The organism is Amycolatopsis halotolerans, from assembly GCF_042647905.1.
Classification (GTDB): Bacteria; Actinomycetota; Actinomycetes; order Mycobacteriales; family Pseudonocardiaceae; genus Amycolatopsis; species Amycolatopsis halotolerans.
Genome location: NZ_JBHRWI010000034.1, coordinates 1 through 1,569 on the forward strand (window position 1 = coordinate 1; position 1,569 = coordinate 1,569).

The following is a 1,569-nucleotide window of genomic DNA, read 5'->3' on the forward strand; positions in this document are numbered from 1 at the left end:
TCCACTAGAATAAAAGAAGAAACCATCCGTGGCTTACACGGAAATCATGACAGGGTCCGGCCGTCGGATTGCGGTGTCGCGCACGCCGGTTCCCAGCCGCCCGCGAGAGACGAAACGAGGAGATGCTATGAACAATTCAATCCGCAAAACGACGTCTGGAAGAAGTGAGACGATGTGCACGGTCGGCGGGAGCATCCTGGCTGGCGCACCAGTCCGTGCGGGGAAGCAAGTTCGCACCAGGCCGCGCAAGCGAGGCGTGAACCGCACTCACACAGCTACTGGCCGCTCGCTGCCACGGCCTACATTTTACGCACAACACGATCGAGTATTCGCAAGTCACCGCCAGTCTGCAAACGAGCCGCGTCGCGCATCACCTCATCGTCATCAAACGAGATGATGGCGTTTCTCATCCAATCATGCGACCCAGACGATCCGCCGCAGTTCCTTCTGCGGACCGGAATGGGCTTCCGCTCGCACGTCGGCATCGATGCGTCGTGATCCTGACGGACGGCGGGCTGGCTGGTGCGGCGAGGGGGCGCACCGGGCAGGGGCAAACCGATCGCCTCGGGCTGCGTCATCTGCGTGGACTGAGCTGTGCGGTGCCCGCTAGGGAGCGGTCAGAGCTGCTTCAGCGCTGCACGGAAGCTCCATCCACTGATCCCGGGCGCTGAGCGACCACACCCGCACCCCGCCACCGGCCCGGCGGCCCATCATGCAGTCCGTGTCCTCGACGCCCGTCCGGGCGAACAGGGCCACGCCGACGTCGGATCCCCGAACCTGGACGGAGACCTCCGGCGGGATCCCGGTCAGGCGAGTCTCGGGATCCACCGGAGGCGCGGGCATCCCGGAGGTCAGCGCCGCGCGGACCTCCTGCGGGCTGGCCGTGGCCGGCAGGCGCCCCAGGACGGCCTCGAGCGCCGGGGCGAATCCGGGCGGGATGTCCCGCCTCGGCAACGGCGGCGGGGTGATCGCGGCGGCATTCGCCGGGCAGGTGATCAGCGATGGTCCCGACGACGTCCCGTAGTAGTCGAACTCGACGCGGTAGCAGGCGTCGAAGGTATCCGAGCCGAGGTTCCAGCCCGTGTCCGGCCTCTCGTGGTGGATCCGCCAGACCAGCCGGGCCATCGGATCCCGGGGGCCGTTGTGCGGCAGATCCGTGGCCTCCAGGACGCCGAAGCCGTTGCTGCGCCCCAGCGGCGTGGCGAGCGCGGCACGGGCGAACCCGGCGGCGTCCGCCTGGCGCGGATAGGCGATCGCGTCGGCGAGCGTGTCCGACTGCCGGTCAGTCTCGGCGTCGCCCGCGGCCGAGGGTACGAGCCAGAAGGCCCCGACCAAGGCCGCGCAACCGAGCAGCACGATACCGTGCAAAACCTTCACAGCGCCCAGGCTATCGGCGCACGATCGCCGGTGCCTGAGTAGTTTTCCCCGTTTCCGGAAGCGGCTACGGCAATACCTGGTCCCCGAGTCGGAGGCTTCGTGGAGTGTCAGGTCGAACCTGGGCAAGCACGCTGGGCCGTGTCATGACAACCGTGTAAGCCGCGGATGGACCAAGATCGGGTCGCTGACGGC

At 67.6% G+C, this 1,569-nt stretch carries 1 protein-coding gene; it reads right to left on the reverse strand.

Annotated features, from left to right (window positions below; all coding sequences use genetic code 11):
• Positions 1–606: 606 nt before the first annotated feature.
• Positions 607–1,377: a hypothetical protein gene (locus ACFORO_RS28315; RefSeq protein WP_377876206.1), complete on the reverse strand. Its 771-nt coding sequence runs from the start codon at positions 1,375–1,377 to the stop codon at positions 607–609.
• Positions 1,378–1,569 lie beyond the last annotated feature (192 nt).